13 protein-coding genes are annotated in these 18016 nt (G+C 41.0%); 10 read left to right on the forward strand and 3 right to left on the reverse strand.

Annotated features, from left to right (window positions below):
- A partial coding sequence (locus BLT32_RS12450; RefSeq protein ID WP_176764961.1) for an ATP-binding protein occupies positions 1-246 on the forward strand: 246 nt, incomplete at its 5' end.
- A gap of 17 nt (positions 247-263) precedes the next feature.
- On the opposite strand, the gene BLT32_RS12455 is transcribed toward BLT32_RS12450, so the two are convergent.
- Both BLT32_RS12455 and BLT32_RS12460 read right to left on the reverse strand, forming a co-directional pair.
- Positions 264-1412 carry a restriction endonuclease subunit S gene (locus tag BLT32_RS12455; protein ID WP_053954600.1) on the reverse strand — a complete coding sequence of 383 codons (1149 nt, stop codon included), beginning with the start codon at positions 1410-1412 and terminating at the stop codon, positions 264-266.
- Entirely contained in the window at positions 1405-2922 is a 1518-nt protein-coding gene (locus BLT32_RS12460; RefSeq protein ID WP_053954599.1) for a type I restriction-modification system subunit M, read from the reverse strand. Before BLT32_RS12460 ends, BLT32_RS12455 begins: the two co-directional genes overlap by 8 nt.
- 299 nt (positions 2923-3221) lie before the next feature.
- Between BLT32_RS12460 and BLT32_RS12465 the strand changes: the two genes are divergently transcribed.
- The 4 genes from BLT32_RS12465 to BLT32_RS12480 all read left to right on the forward strand — a co-directional run bounded on the left by BLT32_RS12465 (position 3222) and on the right by BLT32_RS12480 (position 13781).
- Entirely contained in the window at positions 3222-3848 is a 627-nt protein-coding gene (locus tag BLT32_RS12465; RefSeq protein ID WP_053954598.1) for a hypothetical protein, read from the forward strand.
- 1 nt (position 3849) lies between these two features.
- The gene (locus BLT32_RS12470) at positions 3850-9624 is read left to right on the forward strand and encodes a tyrosine-type recombinase/integrase (RefSeq protein WP_143020977.1); all 5775 of its coding nucleotides are present in this window, start codon (positions 3850-3852) and stop codon (positions 9622-9624) included.
- 442 nt (positions 9625-10066) lie between these two features.
- Positions 10067-10972, forward strand: a complete 906-nt coding sequence (locus BLT32_RS12475; protein WP_053954596.1) for an SIR2 family protein — start codon at positions 10067-10069, stop codon at positions 10970-10972.
- The gene (locus BLT32_RS12480; RefSeq protein ID WP_053954595.1) at positions 10965-13781 is read left to right on the forward strand and encodes a hypothetical protein; all 2817 of its coding nucleotides are present in this window, start codon (positions 10965-10967) and stop codon (positions 13779-13781) included. The genes BLT32_RS12475 and BLT32_RS12480 overlap by 8 nt, the downstream gene beginning before the upstream one ends.
- A gap of 244 nt (positions 13782-14025) precedes the next feature.
- Here the strand turns inward: BLT32_RS12480 and BLT32_RS12485 are convergent, their stop codons facing one another.
- On the reverse strand, positions 14026-14619 hold the full coding sequence (locus BLT32_RS12485) for a hypothetical protein (protein WP_053954594.1): 594 nt from the start codon (positions 14617-14619) through the stop codon (positions 14026-14028).
- A gap of 218 nt (positions 14620-14837) precedes the next feature.
- Between BLT32_RS12485 and BLT32_RS12490 the strand changes: the two genes are divergently transcribed.
- The 5 genes from BLT32_RS12490 to BLT32_RS13075 all read left to right on the forward strand — a co-directional run bounded on the left by BLT32_RS12490 (position 14838) and on the right by BLT32_RS13075 (position 17995).
- The gene (locus tag BLT32_RS12490) at positions 14838-15323 is read left to right on the forward strand and encodes a hypothetical protein (protein WP_053954593.1); all 486 of its coding nucleotides are present in this window, start codon (positions 14838-14840) and stop codon (positions 15321-15323) included.
- A gap of 421 nt (positions 15324-15744) precedes the next feature.
- Complete coding sequence (locus BLT32_RS12495; RefSeq protein WP_053954592.1) at positions 15745-16155, forward strand: hypothetical protein; 411 nt, start codon at positions 15745-15747, stop codon at positions 16153-16155.
- 804 nt (positions 16156-16959) lie between these two features.
- Complete coding sequence (locus BLT32_RS12505) at positions 16960-17337, forward strand: MerR family transcriptional regulator (protein WP_019677949.1); 378 nt, start codon at positions 16960-16962, stop codon at positions 17335-17337.
- A gap of 65 nt (positions 17338-17402) precedes the next feature.
- The gene (gene merC, locus BLT32_RS12510) at positions 17403-17792 is read left to right on the forward strand and encodes an organomercurial transporter MerC (protein ID WP_034823179.1); all 390 of its coding nucleotides are present in this window, start codon (positions 17403-17405) and stop codon (positions 17790-17792) included.
- Positions 17780-17995, forward strand: a complete 216-nt coding sequence (locus tag BLT32_RS13075; RefSeq protein ID WP_072243337.1) for a GDCCVxC domain-containing (seleno)protein — start codon at positions 17780-17782, stop codon at positions 17993-17995. The genes merC and BLT32_RS13075 overlap by 13 nt, the downstream gene beginning before the upstream one ends.
- Positions 17996-18016: the final 21 nt, after the last annotated feature.

The following is an 18016-nucleotide window of genomic DNA, read 5'->3' on the forward strand; positions in this document are numbered from 1 at the left end:
CTGGACGACTGGGGGCTGGAAGGCTTTAAGGGAAAACAAATCACCGACCTGCTGGATGTCATTGAAGATCGCTATGAGCGACGCAGTACCATTATCGTCAGCCAGCTACCGGTATCACAATGGTATGAACTGATGGATAACCCGACCGTGGCAGACGCATTGCTTGATCGACTTATCCATAATGCGCATCGGTTGGAATTACAAGGTGAATCGCAACGCAAAAAAACACTAGCAGGTGACGCCTAAATCACGTAAAAAGAAAATCATGCGAGGTGAGAATTAACTTGTCCGGACGACACCGGAACGCTTGTCCGAATGATGCCGGAATCGCTGTCCGGATAGACCGAAATACGCATTTGTGACAGCTTTATATACGAATCAACCTGGGTTAGTAATGACGCTATTGCTTTTTGTTCGACTAAGGACGGATAGTTAATTTTTAGCGTTTGTAAATCTTTTGGATAAATGTGGGGCTGAGCTCCGCCACTTTGTAGTGAATATATTTTGTTTTGAAGATAACTCAGTACTTGATAAATAAATAAAGTATTTGCTGAGCTTTTCGCTCTGACAACTGAACAGTCGGACGCCCAAAATTTGTATGGATGAAATGAAACGTAACCCGCATATGCTCCGCTAGCACTGACTGTAATGGAATACTCATGAGTAAAGTCATTATGAGTATACGGGCTAATTTTACCCCCTGCTATAACTGGGTAATCGCCTTCTATAAGGTTTTTGCTGCTTAATGCTTTACCTTTTGCTACGTTTGCTATGTCTTTTAATAGTCCATGCTCCCACTCCCCACTGAACCGCACACCATTCTCATCCAGCAGGCGCTTTTTGCCGGTGAGCAGTTGTTGCATGAGGGCTTTTTTCTGCTGCTGGCTATTGGCGAGCAGTTGCTCGGTAGTGGTGATGGCCCTATCCCAGGTTGAGAGGATTTGGGCTATTTTCTTTTGTTCGGGAAATGGTGGCAACAAAATCGATAATTTTGCGACATTTTTGTGCCCAACGTGAGGTTGACCTGCGGAATTAGAGAACCGTGTTAGCATTCTTTCTCGAGCGTCGCTATTTAGATAAAACCAAAGAAATTCGAGTGCTAGTGTTTCTTTGGAGTCTTCTTTTATAGAGATTTTGAATGCGTTATTACACAGTACTCCCCGTTTGCCCCTGTAAACTGTCCCCGCGGTATTTCCTGTGTTTACCATTACGATATCATCATTGTCCAAAACTTTATTCGGGTAGATGTCTTGAACGAAAACTGGGTGCTTGTCTGTGAATAAATCACGGATGTAGATATATCTAATATACCCTGAGCTTGGCTCTTTTTTAGTTTCTTTGTCAGGAATCTGGATTCCTTGAGTAAATGAACACAGTTCGCCAAGAGCTTTGCGTTCAAATAACTTACTCATAACCCAACTCCTCCAGATATTTCTCCATCTGGCTTTCTAGTTCATCCAGTTCGACTTTTAGCTTTTGGCGCTCTGCTCGTACCGCCATCAAGTCGATTTCTTTCTCTTCTTCAAAGGTGTCGACGTAGCGGGGGATGTTCAGGTTGTAGTCGTTTTCCTGAATTTCTTCGAGTGTTGCCAGGTACGAATATTTGTCGACAGTTTCGCGGCTATGGTAGGTATCGACGATTTTCTGAATGTTGTCGTCGCTTAGCTGGTTTTGGTTTTTACCTGATTTAAATTCACGCGAGGCGTCGATGAATAAAACGCTCTCATCGGACTTAGATTTTTTGAAAACCAAAATAGCGGCAGGAATACCGGTGCCGTAAAAAAGCTTCTCGGGTAGACCAATAACGGCATCTAACAGATTTTCGTCAATCAGTTGCTGACGAATCTTGCCTTCTTTGGAGCCTCGGAATAATACGCCGTGTGGTACAACAACGCCCATGCGTCCGCTGCCGGGCTTCAGCGTTTCTATCATGTGCAGAATGAACGCGTAGTCGCCTTTGGTTTTTGGTGGTACGCCACGACGGAAACGACTGAATTTGTCGTTCTCCGCGTCGTCATGCCCCCACTTGTCCAAACTGAAGGGTGGGTTAGCGGTCACGATATCAAACAACATGAGGTCGCCGTTTTTATCCAACAGCTTAGGATTACGAATGGTATCGCCCCATTCAATTTTATGATTGTCCTCGCCATGCAGGAACATGTTCATTTTGGCGAGCGACCAGGTGGAGCCAATGGCTTCCTGACCAAACAGGGCGTACTCTTTGCTGTCATGGTTAGCGATAACTTTACGGCCACACTTCATCAATAATGAGCCGGAGCCACAGGCCGGGTCACAAATGCTGTCTCCGGGTTGCGGGTCGAGTAGCTCGGCTATTAAGTCGGATATTTCAGGTGGTGTATAAAACTCACCGGCTTTTTGGCCACCGCTGGCAGCAAAGTGTTTAATCAGGTATTCGTAGGCGTTACCGATGACATCCAGTGACCCCACGCGACTGGGTTTTAAGTTAAGCTCTGGCTTGGCGAAGTCTTCCAGCAGGTGACGCAGAATGTCGTTTTTCTGCTTTTCTTCACCGAGCTTATCGGTATTAAAACTGATGTCCTGGAACACACTTTTACCGGCATCTTTCAGCTTGGTGCCGTTGGCTTCTTCAATGGCATGCAGAGCCTGGTCTATACGCTCACCATTACCCGGCTCATAGCGACGGTCATAGAGTGCATAGAAGCTGGCGTCGCGCGGCAACACGAAGCGCTCGCTCTTCATCATCTCTTCAATGAGCTCAGGCTCATCACCATATTGCTCTGCGTATTGGTCGTAATGGTCCTGCCATACATCCGAGATGTACTTGAGGAAGAGCATGGTCAGAAGAAAGTCTTGGTAGGTTCCGGCATTTATCGTGCCGCGAAAGGTGTCACAAGCGTTCCAAAGTGCTTTGTTGATGCTGTCCTGGCTAATCGTTGTCATTGTTATTAACGTCCCCGTACAACCTAATTGTAAGCGTTATTGTTATCCATTATTTGCAGTCATTATGCCACGGATAGCAATGATGTCACGGGTTCCAATTTACGATGGAGTTACGTCATTTTATGTCGCAGACAAAAGCGACAGCAAGTGAGTGCATACTGGCCGTGTATATTAATTTCCAATTAGTCTGATAAATAGTTTGATTTATAAATACTTTTTTGGTTTTAATGGCAAAGGAGGGGATGAGTTTGAGACAAGCACTGAAGCACTCAGCGTGAAGTGGTAACACTGGGGGAAATATGTATAAACAAGCATCGCGTCGGTATTTGGCACATGAGCTTAGCTTCTCGGAGCCGGCGAAAGTCGCCAATAAGATTATTGGAAGTCTTGATTTCAAAGAGCCGACAAGCCTCGGTCATATGAGTGAGGAGGCGGTCTATCAGTTTATACAAAGCCAACCGATAGTGATCGAGCATCAAGTCGTATCAAAAAAACAACCGAGTGAGGACTCATCCCCCCGTAGAAGCGGAGGTAATAACTCGGCACAGAAGGAGAGAACAGCGGTTTTTGTAAGCGGGTGGAGTTCATTGAAATTAGCAGCTAAGTTCAATGTTGCATTTACTCCAGTGATTTGGACAGATTCATCAGAGAAATCTAAGGAGCTTTTTACTTGGAGTGACTTGCTCAGATGTCTTCCCTTAGTTGATGGGAAAAGCTATGGTCGATTGTTTCTTTTGATGAAAAAATATTGCCCCGAGGATGTCGCCAATGCGCTCATGGGTGGTAAGGTAACTCAAAAAAGCCTTCTCAAATTCCTGCCCTGCGCTAGAAATACGTTACAGCTCCAAATAAACGCCGAAAAAGAAAAGAAAAGACCGCCAATATCGAAACCGCAATTAGTCAATATGGGGTTTGGGGATAGCTAAATTGACAGTTGCAAAATTTAACCTAACCAGTCAGGAGGTCTCTAACGAAGATAGTCAAGCAATTCTTCGACAGCCAAAGGTTTCCCGAGTTTTAAGAAAGTTAGGTTTTTTCAGTCTTGGTGAGCCTGGCAGTTCAGAGCGAGACAGGGCAGCAAACATCCTAGTAGGTTATATCGCTAACCTTCATATACGCTTCTCCCAGACCGTCAGCTTCAATAAACCCATACATCAAAAAGCCTACGACCGATTTGATAGCTTTTTTTCTAGACACCATCGACGCTTCAAAAGAACAATCACAGAGAATGATGTTGAAGCTTTAAAGCCTCTTTTTTCAAAGAAGCTAGATGCCGCTCCGTTGGGAGCGCTTTTACAGACGTCGAATCAAAGCTCAAGTATTACTAATGAAGAGTGGGAGAAACTGAAGTACTGGGCGGCATATACGTGTATTTGCTTTCTAATGTGTCACTTCCGCTATGTCGATGTGAATAATAGATCGGTATTAATGCCATCTATTTCAGCAGGGCTTCGGCGTTTAAGATTGGCTCAGGGAAGTTCACGCTATCAGATAGTACTGCATGAGCTATCGATACCAAAAGACTTTAAAGACTTTTGTGAGCAGTGGGAAGAATTGTATGAATCAGTAAATACCAAATATGATGACCAAAGTGAGCAGTTGTCCCACTCGATCGCTGGTCAAAACTTTAATACGTTGAAACTGTTTTTTGAAAGCTTCTGGCGTGTAGAGCCCAGTAAACGAGTCGATTACATTACTGGTCGCTCAAAAGTCACACGAAGTTCAACGCTTGATAAGCCGACTCGGGGAACTGTAGAGAGGGTAAGGCCGACCATTCGCTATCGAAATATCGATAAGGAGCAAGGCGAAGAGGTTGCTGCTGAGACTCGTGAGGATTATCAGCTATTTGAAACGGATACGAAACAGACTTCCGAGTTTAAATCACAAGTCTATCTCCAACATATAAAGGCACAGGCGATTGCGGCATCCTCGCTTAGAAATGAACTCGGACACCCCTGTAGTTTAAATACAATCGAACGCCGTCAATTACTTCAGGTGCTGAAGTCGCTGGATATTTCAGAGCGTAGTCAGTCTCGTTTGTCAGATGCATGGTTGCTATTGATATTGATCACGGGTCAGACCCATAAAACACTATGTCCTGCTTTAATGCATAAGGAAGTCAGCAAAAATGATTTGACGATATCGCTGACCGGACAGTCGATTACATTTATTAACAACCGTAGGTTAACGAGCCACTTGATGGCTCATCAATTGGGGTTATTGGATGAGCAAAGAAATGTATTGAGAATTGACCTACCTTCATCGATAACGGAGATTTTTCAACAAAGCGCACAAAAATCTCAGTTTATCACCGAAAAGCAGCTGAATAACCGATTGAGAACACTATGCGCTAAATTGGAGCTGCCAGTCATAACATCAAACCAGCTGGCGGCCTGGCCATTTCTTTACCTTTCCCGAAGAGCACAAAATCGCACGGCTGCAGCTGCAACTTTTGGGATGCAACCATCGGAGTGGACACCGCTTTACTATACAAACTTTGACGTTTCTCACCTCAGGCGGCGCCATAGCAAATTTTATGAGCTGCTTTTTAATTCAGCGAGTCAGTTTGACTTAGCGAAAGACTTTTCTCGCATAGCGGGTTATGCGAACAACACGACGGGCCAATACGGCTCAACGCTGCGCGTCAGAGAAAAACGATTTATAAAAATACTCGATAAATTTCGAGATTATATTAAAAATTTACAATGGGCTTATGCTAGCGGCCAGCATGACTACCTTAGAGAGTTACACAATGCTTATACTGTTTATGTCCTCATTTACTTTCAGCTTCAAACTGCCGCGCGTCCAGTAGCAGGTATAATTGAGAGCATTGGGCAATTAGACTTTGCAAACAAAAGAATTTTTCTGCAAGACAAAGAAGTGAGGGATGGGGTATCTCGAATAGTCCCTATGACAGGACTATTAGAGCGTCAATTACGAGATTATATTGAATACCTCGCAGCTGCTCAGGGTGAACTCTCAGCGAAGGGAAAAAGGTTATCAAAGCAGTTCTTGTCGCAGCTTAAGGGGAAGGAAAATTTATTTAAGTTTTTTGAAAAGGAGCCCTCAGGCCAATGGCGATATGTTGTTCTCACAAACGGCGTATTAGCTGAATATTTGAAGGAGCTACTTCCTCTTCCGTTAAACTTTGCCCGTCATATGGTGAGAAACTTTTTAAATGACGAGAAGGTTAAAACAGAAATTATTGATGACTTCATGGGGCATGACATGGAGGGGCAAATGCTGTTTGGTAAGTATTCTGCACATGTTGAATCAAACATTAAACCGCTTATATCGTCCCTGGAAGCTTTTGCAAATCACATATCTTTAGAGCGATTAACAGCTCCTATCTCCCTGCCTAAGACGAAAATTTTGCTGGATGAAACATCAGGGTTGCCTGCCATTGTTGCGCACGAGGCGGTCGAAAGACGAGAAACGCCGACTGAACGAGAGAAGCGATTAAAGACCAGGCAAGAAAGAGACGAGCGAGTAAAAAACTATGTTCGGAGTTATATTGGAAGAGAATTACCACGCTTGAAAAAGTGCGACGGTGACGATAACGCGCTGAATGAAATGATCCAGGATGCCCATGAACATATTGAGGCAAAATATACGGGCGTAAAATATTATGTCGCTAAAGAAGAGCTTGTCTCCTACATAGACAAATTAAATAACGCGTATGGTAGAGCGTTAGATATCGGGAAGCTACCCACAAAGATAGCAAGAGAAAAGCCTATACGGTCCATGTTGTCTGTTAATTTGGCCGATAGGGCAGCAAGATTATCTGAATTGCTTATAAATGAGTTGCCCCAAACAGATGAGCTTACAGATGCTGAGCTTCGCTGCATATTAGTGTTGATATCGGGATTATACGGAGGACTCAATTCTTCGGCTTGGCTTGAGGTTTTATTAAACACCGACTTTTGTGAGCGCGGGAATATTTTATCATTAGAGCTTCCCGATAGAACGAATTTGTATTGGCTTTCATTAACAATAGGACAGAGCCATAAAGTCAATGAAGTGGATCCTGATGGTACCGCACGTCTCACACGGCAAGTCTTTTTAACTCCAACCCAATTGTCGTTGGTAACCGCTTTACAAAATAGACGCTCAGAAAAAAGTACATTAAAGCTGAGCGATATTCCCAAAATATTAATGGAAAGCGTGTCTCTGTCGCCTTTGACTAAAGTGATGTTTTACGAATCACAAAAACAGATACCCGTTGTTCAAATGCTTAAATATGGGGTGGATTTTACGGCCCATCATACACCTGGCTTTTCGGTCGCATTGAGACACACGGCGATGGGAGAAATAGATACTTTTTCTCTATCGGATAGACAACTTATTTATGCGCTTCAACCTCATCTCAATACAGTAGAGCAGCCGCCCTCCATTGAAGGGTTGCAGGTGGTATGGGATAGCACTGAAAATAGTCGTGTCAAAGGGAGCTCCCAACGTAGTCAGTTAAAAAAATTACTCGACGTGAGGTTCAGAAATGTTAATCGAGAAATAACTAAAATTTTAAAACAGACCGAGAAAAGAGGGGCAGAGTCTAAAGTTAAAAATGCTTTGACCGCGTTAAAAACCGATTTTGAGCAAGTTGAAGCGGTTAATTTTCTGATCTCTTGGCTGCTGAGCAACATGGAGCTTCAGAATAATAGAATATCAACGGTCAGCCGTTATCACAGTGCAGTAACTTTGAATTGGCTGGTGGCTACATACACCTGTAAAAACCTCTCCGCATTGTCAGGTGATGAATTTTATGAGCTTTATAACGAAGCTATCGAGCTTACCCAGCCTCGAACAGAAGAAGATATCGAAATAATGGCAGGGGAGGGCAATCCAACGCCCAAGCCAGAGCTGAAAAACTTAAATACAAAAGAAGAGAAAGCAAAAGAAAGAGCACGCAACAACGAGCGGCACAAAGAGCAAATTGCGAGGAATAAACAAAAGGTATCTAACCAGCATTACACGCGACAATGCTTTCAACGTTTTCATAATTTCCTAGTTCAGTACTTCAACCTACCTCGAATGCCGAGGGACTTGGTTACAATGAAAAGTAACCGGGTTGAGCATATTCGGGTTGGGTTTATCCCTCATAAGTTATATGAAGCGGTGATAGCCAAACTTCCTGAAACAAAGGGCTGCGATGACAATGTGAGTCTCATGTTGCAGTGCATTACTATATTAGCTTATCGGACAGGACTGCGTATTAGCGAGATCCTGTCTCTACGGCTTAAGGATGTGACGACACATCCTGATGTTTGGGTTCACATCAAAATAAATGAATACGCAGAGGTTAAACGTGGCTCATCGGCACGCAAGGTCCCGCTTTTTTTGCTGTTGGAGCCAAACGAAATTAAGAGCTTTAAAAACTGGTTGGTAAGACGTAAAAGAAATTCCAGGACAAACTTAGAATTACTGTTTTGTTATCACGACACGCCCAGAGTAATGATTGATAGTTGGATTATCGAGCAATCCGTAGTTGCCTGGTTAAGAGCGTTGAGTGGTATGAAAAGCTTTGTTTTTCATGATTTTCGTCACACCGCTTTAAGCTGTTTACAATTTTTGGTTGAGGACGAAGATAGGCTCTATTTTGATTTCAGTGGCCGAGAAGAGTTTGACGTTGAGCAGTTAAAAGACTCAATCTTTGGTGGAAATAATATCAGGGTTGACCGATATTATGCATTAGCTACGTTTGCTGGTCACGCCAACCCAAGTTCGACGTTTAAAACATACATGCACTTTTCCTATCTGCTAACGCACTTGAAACTTCGCCGCTCTAATGTAGTGCTGACAAAAAGTTTTGTTCGTAACTTATCCGGTTTAAGTGACAAGATGATTGCAAATATAATCCGCGGTAAAAAGAAAATAAAAAGGCCAAGTAATGAAGGTGAAATACCTAATTTACTGCCACCTCATGAGGGATGGCTTGTCGCGGTCGCGGAATCAGAGAGACGCTATATAAGAACGGTTAAACAGCAATCGCCAATTACCATTGAATCTGCTACTGACCTAATGACAATAAAACCTGGGCCTTCTGAGGTGCATGATATCTTAATGTGTGTCACAAAAGGGATGAGTAATGAGAAGATAAGCCGTGATTATGAAGTACCCGTTAAAGTTGTTGAGTGCTATCGTACGGAAGCCAGGCATTTGGCGAGAAAGCAAACTGCTAGAGACAATCGTCGACTGATTAAGAAACAAAGTAAAGCGAAATCAACGTATCTTCCAAGTAAGCCACTCACGCCCAAAGAACGAAAACTTGCACGATTGTACATAAACGGTATTTTAAAGCTGGCAGCAGAAAATGGTGCCAGTGACGTTCTTGAACTTATCGAGTACTTCACCAACAACGTCTACATTGATGAGCCCGGAATTCGGTTTGATTGTGTTGATAAGCTTAACTGGTTTGTAGATCTGTTGAGTCCGGTAATCTCGCTTCGGAATTGGTATATATTTGTAACAACGTCTAAAGCACATATGTCAGATATCGACGCCTTTATCAATCGGCTGAAAATTACAACTAAAAAGCCAGAGGTGAAAATCAAGAAAGTTGGCAAGCCTGATTTCTACCTTCGGTTGAAACACCCAAATCAAGACGATCTGCGGCGAAGAGGGAGTCTGTACCAGGCAACGTCTATGCTCAAGTACTTATTGTTTATGGCCTTGATAATGCTTTCAGCTGAATCTGAATTTTAAGGCTCGAGAGACACACTGAGTATAAGTATAATCTAGATATTAGAAATTAAAACTGGCTATCTACTTTGGCCCTGAGTTAAGGGCCACTTGTTGAATAATTTATCCGCTTTGTGCCAATTGCGGACATTATAACTAAATTGTTTATGCCTCTTTCCGCGTTACAAACCAATCACGCATCTTGCATGATTGATTTACCGTTGCGCAAAACTAGTTTCAAGACAAACAATTGAGTTCTAAAAGTTGATACCTGTTTAGGCTCAACCAAGCGTTTATGAGCTTGTTACTAGTTTTTATGTTATAAAGATTTTATATTGACATACTTTACTTTATGAATACGAAGAGTAATGTAAAGTGACTGATAATTATAGTCATTTTTCATAAAACCGTTAAGATGGAATGGCTTTATGCAAGATCTGCTAACAGGGAAAGTAAGGGTTAATTAATGAAGGCGTTAAAACAAATACCCAGTCTGCCTAATGAGATTATAGAAGCAGCGAAAGCCGGAAATTTGGTCTTATTCATTGGCGCAGGTATATCAAGAATGGCAGGACATCCATCTTGGGACAGCTTTGCCGATGCTGTAGTAAATCAGCTTGTTAATAACGAGGTTATCGATCATCATGAAAAGTCATTAATTAATGCCCTTCCAGATCCTAGGAAGCGATTGTCAATTGCCAAAATTTTAGATGAAGATAATGGTGAAAAAGTTGACTACAAAAAAATATTCGAATTAGCTGAGCCTTGGTGCGATGTTTATGATTATATTAATAAATATGATTGTACCTTTGTAACGACAAATTACGATAAGCTGATCAAACCAAAAATATCTCAAGGTAAACCAGAAACCAGTTGGCGTAGCTTTAAACGAAAATATTTATTAAACGCAAAACTCGATACAAGAGGGGCCGTTATTCATCTACATGGTTGTGTAGATGACCCTTCAAGCATGATAGTTACAACTAAAGATTATTTGGAGCATTATGTTTCTGATGAAGTTCCCAAATTTCTCACCCACCTTTTTTCAACGAAAGTCGTTCTATTTCTTGGTTATGGTTTGGAAGAAACTGAAATACTTGAATATGTGTTGAAGTCTAGTAACCAGAAACAAGAACGTCAGAAACGACTTTTTATACTACAAGGCTTCTTCAATGCAGAAAAACCATTATTTGACAAGCTGAAATCATACTATGAGCAATCATTTAATGCAGAACTGATCGTTTTTCCAAGAGATCATGAAGATTATACTCAACAGCAAGCCATTATCAGAAAGTGGTGTGATGAACTTGAATTTAAAGATTTAGCTCTTGCTGACAAGTTAGCAGCGCTAGAGGCAGATCTCGATGAGTAATGAATTAAGCCCGAAGCAGCGAAGTGCTTTACAAAGAGTATTGGATGATCCATATTTACAACCTTGGCTTTTTAAAAAAGTTGATAACCTAGTATGGTTTGATGCCTTTAAAGATAGCGGTCTATTTTCACCAGAACTAAACCCTGAGCCATTTAAGACGGCTGATAACACTTTTAAAATTCCCTCATGGCCTATCACTGAATATCTTGTTTCGTCATCTCTTCGATTAAAAGAAGAACATGATGTCAAAATAGCACAACAATATTTGAAGTTGCTTAGAGAGGTAACTCAGTATGCGGCTGATAACAAGCAATCTAACTATAGGACATGGTGGCAATTTAGTAAGGTTCTTAGAAATCTACCTTTAGAGGTTATCACCCTTGAGGATCTTGATTGTGTTAGCTACTGGCTAAACGATAAATTTGACCGCTACCTTGTTAACAAAGAAATCAGTGAATGGATGCTAGAACTCATCGATATTGATACTGAAAAGTCGGTATCTTTTGCCATATTCCTGCTAGACAAATTATTTGAAATTAAAAGTGTTGAAGGCAGGTATGCAGATAAAAAACAAGAAGCAGAATTGGGCTTTGATGACTACCTAGCAGGAGAATTTGTAGAAGAGAACGCTTTAGCTCTCGGTGAGAAATTAGGTTCGACAGTAGTAAACTTATGTGAGCGGAAACTTAAAGAAGTACTGGATATTAACCGTAATGATAAATGGTCGAATATTTGGCGCAATGCAATACCTGAACATAAGCAAAACAGCCATCAAAATGACGCAGATGATATTGTTTTAAAGCTTTTCCGAGACACTTTATTAGGTTACGTTAAAAAAGAATCTGATAACAACGCGAATGAAAAACTTATTGAGTTAATAAATAGTGATTATCAAACTATTAGGCGTGTAGGTATTTATGTTGCCAGTGAGTGTTTTGAACAACTTGAACAACAAACAAAAACATTAGTTATTCAGCCAGATAATTTTAATGATAAATATCGCCATGAGCTTTGGCATTTCATAAACAAGAACTTTTCATTACTGCAAGGCCAGCAGCAAAAGTCAGTTATTGAATCGATAGAATCATTGAATGTAACTGATGAAGAAACTGGAGCGCTATTAGACAAACCTACTGCATACAAGCAGTCAAATTGGTTTGCCGCCATTAAAGATGAAAATGAAATTACACAGGCGATGTATCAAGCTTGTGTCTACATCACGGGCGTAGAGCCAGATCATCCTGACTTTTCATGTTATATGGGCGGTGGCGTTGCGGTAGATGTATCGCCATTGTCTGTATCTGAACTTGCGGTCATGCTTGAAGATATAGATGAGTTGATTAATTTCTTAAATGAATATAAAGAAGTTGGACACTTCAATGAACCGGGAATTGAAGGTTTAGCAAACACATTTGAGGAGTTAGTTTTACTCGAAAGTGGTGAAGTTCTCAATAACTTAGAGGCGTTCATTGAGCTTAAGCCACATTATTTACATAAAATATTTTCAGCTTACTCCAAATTATGGGGCGATAAAGCGCAGCGCCCGTGGAGCGACCTTTGGCCTAAGATTATTAACTTCGCTTCAAAGGTCTTTAATGAAGAGTCATTTTGGACTTCCGCAGATAATGCCAAACCGGCCCCCTTTATTGGCGATAAGCACTGGGTAATCAGTTCTTATTGTCGATTAGTTGAGTCAGGATGTGAGAAGGATGAACACGCGTTCAGCCTTGAGTTAACAAGCGATGTTAAAAAAACGCTTGAATTGATACTAAGTAGAGAATCAGGTGAAGATTTTAGTGATGATTCTGATGCAGTATCTATTGCTATTAATAGTTCAAGAGGTAGATGCTTAGAAGCTTACATTAAATTGTCTCTTTATCAATGCAGAAATGTCGAAAAGGATTTAGAACAGCACAAACAAATATGGGCGGATTATCAGCCAACCTTCGATGATGAGTTGAACAAGCCAGAGACTGCTGGTGAATATGAATTTATTACGATTCAATTAATGTATGTGCGAAACTTTCTTTATCTTTCTAAAGATTGGACAGTACAAAATATTGATAAAATTTTTGGTGAAAAAAGTTCCCTTCAATGGCGATGTGCGTTACAAGCCTATTCATATGTAGGATGGTTAATTCCAGAAATTCATACTCATTTTAAAGAAAGAGAATATTACCCAACACTGCTAGATGATGAAGCCCTGTCAGACGAGGTTAAAGGTCGCTATATAGAATATGCATGTATTGCATACCTTCAAAAAAGAGATCAACTTGATGATGAAAGCTTGTTGAAACTTATTTTAAGTAGACAAAAAGAAAATGAATTAAGTAAAGTTGTTTGGTTTTTATGGTCTATAAGAGACCATAATCTAGAAATGACTAAAAATTTAGTATTTTCTTTATGGCCTGATTTAGTTGAGTTAATAAACCAACAAAACTCTGATAAGAAACCTCTAGCATCTAAGTTAGCATTGTGGGCGGAATACATAGAAGAATTGAATGCGGACACTAAAGCTTGGTTGATGGCTGTCGCTCCTTATATTAATGACGATCACAATGGCATGTCGTTTATGCAAGAACTGGCGAGGTTGAGTGAGGACTATGCATTTGATGTTGCAGACATTTGGAAAGAAACATTATCGAAGCCATTTTATATGTATGAACTAGAGCCTATAGAAACAATATTTAAAAATTTACTTTCACTAGGTCAGGTTGGGCAGGCTCTTGCTAAAGAAATTACTGATATTTATATAAAAAACAATGACGAGGCAGTCGTAGAGCTGTACCAAAAGATTAGTAGGAGATAGGTATTCTAGTTTAGTGAGCCTGAGAGTATTGGCTCTAACTATTTTTCTAAAGGCGTGTTACAGCGAACAACTGTAACACGCTTCTATCCAAAAGAGTGTTATAGGAACGGTCCGCTATTTGCTCAAAGCTGACGTTCGTGTTAGTGCACGTTACAGTGAAGCAGAGCAACCAGATTGAGCTGCACGAAAACCTTTTCCGAGGGGCCATCTATGGTCTGAAAACACCCAAGATATTTGTTAAAAGTCATTCCGATAGTACCGCAATTCGCCAGGGAAACTCATTCCGATAATGTCTTGAGAGCTCCTCCCCGATGACTTGAGAATATTGCATCATGTTAATATCCTGCTCTGATTCATATTCTGAATAAAGGCGCTCTGCGTAGCCAATGTCCGGAATAACCACTACACACGAGCTTGGATTAAGTTCTAAGCCTGTTGCTCTCAGTCTCCATTCTCGCTCCCAAGTAAAGTCAACTGGATGGCTGTCGCTTGGTTGATATCTTACATGCCGCCATCGGTGGGATTCTGGAAGTTTTTCGAACTCATAATCTGACTGATATATGACTGGGCGTCCCCCCAAATCAAAAATGTAATCTTTATCGAACATAACTCCAAAAGGCGAATAGCGCCTATAAGCCTCCGGATTCGCTAAACCATCCTCTACGGACCACAGTGGAGCTTCGGTAAAACAGACGCAGCGATAGTCACCCTTTATGCAGTTTGATGCCCCGAATATTGTTTTCTCCCGAAGAATATTAAGCAAATTTTCAAAGGCGGAATCATGGTCTTTACCTTTGGTGAAGTGCACAATGTGCGGGGATAAATCCGATCTAGACATTGAACTTGCAACTCCTTACTTTGTTATAGGTACAGAGGGCAGAGAAAACTTGTCCCTTAACAACCTATCTAGTTGTGACTCTTTGTCAAACGCATATTGGAAGTGAGTTGAAATGGTGATTTTATCGCTCGACTGTCTAACGTCTTTCCTCGATTGTTGGATACTATTGTTACCATCGAGCCGTCAATGCTGACGGCATTAAGTATTAAGTGAGAAATATGGATAAGCCCAAGAATTTAGACGATTTCATTCGAATTCACAGCAAACTAAATAGCCATTTGCCAGTTGATGGGTCCGAGGAAATAATTATTTTGAAAGGACATCTTTTGCTGGAGGAAATGCTCCGTGAAATATTGGGCAAGAGTGTAATCTCCCAAGAGTCAGTCGACGCTGCCCAGCTTAGTTTTCATCAAGTTGTCTGCATAGTGAGGTCTATGTATACAAATAAAGCAAATGAATGGGTCTGGTTAGGTATCGTTGAAATTAATAAAATCCGAAATAAAATGGCTCACAATTTGAAACCAGTTAATCTCAATGAAAAATGTGAATCTTTAATCGAACATTCCAGAAGATTTGGAGTTGGCAATGTTCGCTTGTGCGAGGAGTCAGGCTATTCAGAACTGGCTATGGCTATTACTGATCTTTATGATGCGCTTTGGGAAATCCTGAAAAGTGTACTTAACAACTCTTCGAAACGAACTTAACAGCGACACTATACGGCTCTTTTCCTAGGCCTCAGGCCCGTTCTTGGCACAAGAATCAACGTCTGGTTCGAGCGAAGAGCAGACGTTAAAGATTTTGGTTAATTCAAATAGTGAGTCATCTCCCTCTCATTTGTGGGGTGGGATGACCGAGTCAGGCGCGATATACCTATATCTGCGCAATTGCATGTTTTGTTCATTTCAGTCGTTTACTGTCAATTACTTAATAACAAATAAAGGCTGAATATTTGGTTTTCGGTAGAGTCTAACTGAAAATGCTCAAAATGATTTTGCTAGTTCGGAACTTTTAAATCTAGGAGGTGCGCGCGCCATAAATAGATAAAGAGCCAAAAACTGTCATCCGAATGAGTTTCGAAGTAAGCTTGCACAGTATAGAGATTTTAGCAACGTAAGAGAGTAGTGAATGCCAAGAGAAGAAAAGTCACGTGTAAGAACATTAAATTTCTCGGCTAAGAAGACAGAGGCGCAATGGGCTGAGACACTGCACGGAATGGCTGAAGATTTTGCAGCCACTTGGTTTAAGTGGCTCGGATGGTTGCTGGCTCTTGGAGCAATCGCATTCATTGCTGAAAAAACAGGAAGCGGAGTCATCAGAGGGATAGAAATTATTTCCTACGTTGTTTTAGTTTTCTACTTTAACCAGTTTTTCTATTCATTCCGCATAGAGCCTTACGAGTCCTGGATAGCTGCACAAACAACGAACCTACGGCTTTTCTTAGGTGCACTCCCAGCAGTGACGCTAACTACCATATTTATTATTGCAACTAATCGATTGATATATCATGCGGTTCAACAGGTTCAACTTGCAAAGTAAATTATGACAATTAAACAATATACAAAACAGGCGCATGATTGCGGCGTCAGTGTTCTCGTTTAAATTTCACTTTATAAATGGGGTATTGACACTTGACCCCTTCTAAGATGCGGACCGTTATCAATGAATCTAAGAAAGATACGAAAAATTCATGCTGCAATTGTGTTAGATGTTGTCCCAGGATTACTGATCCTTTTTTGCTTGTTGTACTTCGGCTATATTCTTATCGTAAATAGCACAGAGGATACTTCTAGCATAACCATATCTGGCTTTATTTTAACGAGCACTTTATCTGGCTTGTCCTTTGCTTGGGCTGGGAATGAGTTTTTAGTAAAAAAACTAAAGTTAAATATAACCATGGCGGGTGTCAGATTTCTAACCGCGGCTATATTATTTTTAATAATCACTATATTTAAGTATGCCTATTTAGAGTTGGTGGAAACCAGTATGCCAGCACTATTCAAGTGCGTTTTCGAGTACTTTGTTATCCCATTGTTTGCGGTGGCGGTTTTGCTCATACGGTGGGGATTGAACCGATTGATGAGTAGTATCGTGCTTTATGGAAGGTACAATAAGCGCTATGAACGTAACCTTTAAAATGTGATAGCGAAGTCCGTTAAGTTAGCGAATGTTCTGCGCCGCCCTGTTTTTACTTTGGGAGGGGGGATGATGAGCGGAAATGTCCGCTGTTGGAACTAGACCAATGGTCTGCAATGAGCGAGAAGCGGTCATTATTAGTTCGAGAAATTTTACATCGTATTGATATACTAATGTCATGAAGTAGGCTGATTTTGTGGTTATACGATGAAAACAATAGGCAAGTTGGCTAAAGAACTTGATTTAGGCGTAGAAACTATACGCTTTTATGAGCGAGAAGGCCTAATAAAACAACCCCAAAAACCTCAAAATGGTTATCGGGTGTATGACGACTCAATCACCAAGCAATTACAATTCATTTGTAAGGCTAAAGCACTTGGCTTTACTCTAAAGGAAGTAGCGTCTTTGATGTCAATGGATGGCGATTGTGCCAAAGTTGAATCTCTAGGTTTGCAGAAACTGAGCTTAATTCAAAGTAAGATAGCTGACCTTCAACGCTTAGAAGTCGTCATAAAAGAAATGACTAATTCATGCCGCAACAATAACGACCAATCTCACTGCCCAATAATCGATTCGCTAAAATAGCATTGACTCCGTACCTATCTACGGAGTTTACACTCAAGTCATTCAAATAATGTTAGACGTTAAAAATGATTAATAAGATTTTAGATAAAGTTGGCTCAGGTGGTGTTTGGCTTGCAGCCCTCAGTTGTACGGGGTGTTTCCCTGCTCTCGGTTCATTAGCATCAGCATTGGGATTAGGCTTTCTCTCTCACTTTGAGGGGATTGCTGTAAATACCTTGTTACCTATATTTGCAACTTTGGCGTTGTTGGTAAATTTGTATAACTGGTATAAAAACCAAAATCATACGAGAGGTACTCTTGGAGTTATTGGGCCTATAGCTGTTTTGTTAACCCTCTATCCACTATGGCAATATGACTGGAGCACTTATTTGTTCTATGTGGGTATTTGTTTGATGATTGTAATGTCCGTATTGGACATTGTTAAACCTTTGAAGGAGCAAACATGCGAGGTATAGAGTTAAATTCTACCATTACTTGCCCTGAGTGCGGTTTCAGTAAAACCGAAGAAATGTCAACCAACGCTTGCCAGTGGTATTATGAATGTGAATCTTGCAAAGTTCTCCTAAAGCCTTTGAAGGGCGATTGTTGTGTATACTGCTCTTATGGAACAGTGAAATGCCCACCAATTCAAGAAGGCCAAAGTTGTTGTAAGAGCTAAGTGAATGTCTCTTAATGGCAC

It is taken from the genome of Idiomarina zobellii (genome assembly GCF_900100855.1).
GTDB lineage: Bacteria > Pseudomonadota > Gammaproteobacteria > Enterobacterales > Alteromonadaceae > Idiomarina > Idiomarina zobellii.

Bases quoted from the DNA above. Each gene is read 5' to 3' on its own strand.
- BLT32_RS12475 (WP_053954596.1), top strand. From the start codon at position 10,067: ATGAAGGCGTTAAAACAAATACCCAGTCTGCCTAATGAGATTATAGAA.
- BLT32_RS13075 (WP_072243337.1), top strand. From the start codon at position 17,780: ATGCGAGGTATAGAGTTAAATTCTACCATTACTTGCCCTGAGTGCGGT.
- BLT32_RS12495 (WP_053954592.1), top strand. From the start codon at position 15,745: ATGCCAAGAGAAGAAAAGTCACGTGTAAGAACATTAAATTTCTCGGCT.
- BLT32_RS12465 (WP_053954598.1), top strand. From the start codon at position 3,222: ATGTATAAACAAGCATCGCGTCGGTATTTGGCACATGAGCTTAGCTTC.
- merC (WP_034823179.1), top strand. From the start codon at position 17,403: ATGATTAATAAGATTTTAGATAAAGTTGGCTCAGGTGGTGTTTGGCTT.
- BLT32_RS12505 (WP_019677949.1), top strand. From the start codon at position 16,960: ATGAAAACAATAGGCAAGTTGGCTAAAGAACTTGATTTAGGCGTAGAA.
- BLT32_RS12460 (WP_053954599.1), bottom strand. From the start codon at position 2,922: ATGACAACGATTAGCCAGGACAGCATCAACAAAGCACTTTGGAACGCT.
- BLT32_RS12480 (WP_053954595.1), top strand. From the start codon at position 10,965: ATGAGTAATGAATTAAGCCCGAAGCAGCGAAGTGCTTTACAAAGAGTA.
- BLT32_RS12485 (WP_053954594.1), bottom strand. From the start codon at position 14,619: ATGTCTAGATCGGATTTATCCCCGCACATTGTGCACTTCACCAAAGGT.
- BLT32_RS12490 (WP_053954593.1), top strand. From the start codon at position 14,838: ATGGATAAGCCCAAGAATTTAGACGATTTCATTCGAATTCACAGCAAA.
- BLT32_RS12455 (WP_053954600.1), bottom strand. From the start codon at position 1,412: ATGAGTAAGTTATTTGAACGCAAAGCTCTTGGCGAACTGTGTTCATTT.